The organism is Paenibacillus sp. 01L418 (assembly GCF_056400045.1).
In genome coordinates this window covers 1-1,502 of the sequence record NZ_JBFTSN010000731.1, presented here as the reverse complement: position 1 = coordinate 1,502, position 1,502 = coordinate 1, and the positions used below count along the sequence as shown (strand labels likewise).

The following is a 1,502-nucleotide window of genomic DNA, read 5'->3' as shown; positions in this document are numbered from 1 at the left end:
CGCTTTAGTGTTACCAATCGCAATATGGTCGAGAGCATGTCTGCTACAGCGGATCGTATTCATCAATATGAAATGGATTATGGCACAGATGCAGTCGAAAAGTATATCGATGCGATTCTTGCCATTCAAGAGCATGTCGATCCGACACTCATTAAGCCTTATCAATTAGATAAGAAACGTTATATCGAAATGGTGCAAAAGGACAGCGAGCGCTCTGATCTAACTAGCGATGAAACTATTGAATTCGCTAAGCTAAACTCCTCTGTGGTGCAGCCATCCCGGCACACCTTGAATCCCTATTATTTAGGATTAAAAATCGAGGATATCGAACGTCGATTCGATAACCCAACGAAGGAAGAACAAGCACGCTTCGGACGTGTTCCCGGCAAGGGCAGGGAAAAAATGTTCGAGGTACGCGAACTCGATTCAGATATTTCATTCATCCGCAACTATCTGACGAAGGATCTGGTTATTGATCTTGATCTGTACATTTTCGAGAAGAAAGGCCCTGAGTGGAAAATTACCGATAAATCGTGGGAGAAAATTCGCGATCAGCTTGTTTATTCAAATGTAAAGGTGGATTTCCTAGTTTGATGGTTAAGGATGGGGATTTTAATCGTGTGGGTGAGCTTTATTTAATCCATGAGTATGAGAGTATGGAATTGGATCTAAAGTATTTTGAGCGTACGCTGCCTCATGTCGTTCAGCTTTGGGGGAAAAACGTTCACCTGGAGACGTTTGTTGAGGATAAGAAGATTGTGTTCAGCTGTGATGGGAAGAAGACTAGTCGGAAGTTTGTCTGATAATATGGACATTGCTTCTTAACTCTGCATTGAAGAGCGAAGAGCTAAAATGCATAATGCTGATACAAATAACCCGATCTCACTAGATCGGGTTTTCTATTTTTYGGACAGAGGGGGCGAAGGGAATGGATACCTCTTATATACAGAATATTTCCTCCATCATATGTAAGTATAAAAATAAGCTATAGTATCCCGTTAGCATTCCTGTAGAGCGTTAAATTTCCGCTTTGCATAAAAACGAGCGCCTCGGTACGATGGAAGTACGCAACGGGTCATAGCCCTAAAAATTCCATCATCCAGGAGGACGCTCTACTATGAAGTTTAAATCGCAAGCGAGACAAAATCTACTCATTGAAAAAATTACTGCTCAGCATTTAGTTATCGGGATCGACATCGCCCAGCAGATGCATGTTGCGCGCGCTGTAAATTTCCGTGGCATCATCATCGGAGACTACCTATCCTTTTCTAATGACGAGGAAGGATTTCACCATCGTTTGAGTGCAGCCATCGTCGGGATGGAGCCAACCGGACACTACTGGCTTAACCTATCTCGGTGGCTCACAGAACGCCATTTTGAAGTCGTTTTAGTGAATCCGCATCTCGTGAAAAAAAACAAAGAAAATCGCGACAATACGCCTTCAAAGAGTGACCGGAAAGATGCACTCGTTATCGCCGACATGATCAAGAACGGTTACTACT

At 43.0% G+C, this 1,502-nt stretch carries 1 protein-coding gene and 1 pseudogene; both read left to right on the top strand.

The features are described 5' to 3' along the window. A pseudogene (locus tag AC1DSE_RS35150) lies at nucleotides 1–803 on the top strand (SpoVR family protein); the annotation flags it as partial. 314 nt (nucleotides 804–1,117) lie between these two features. Continuing rightward, the coding region (locus AC1DSE_RS35145; protein ID WP_477529109.1) for an IS110 family transposase at nucleotides 1,118–1,502 on the top strand (385 nt) is incomplete at its 3' end.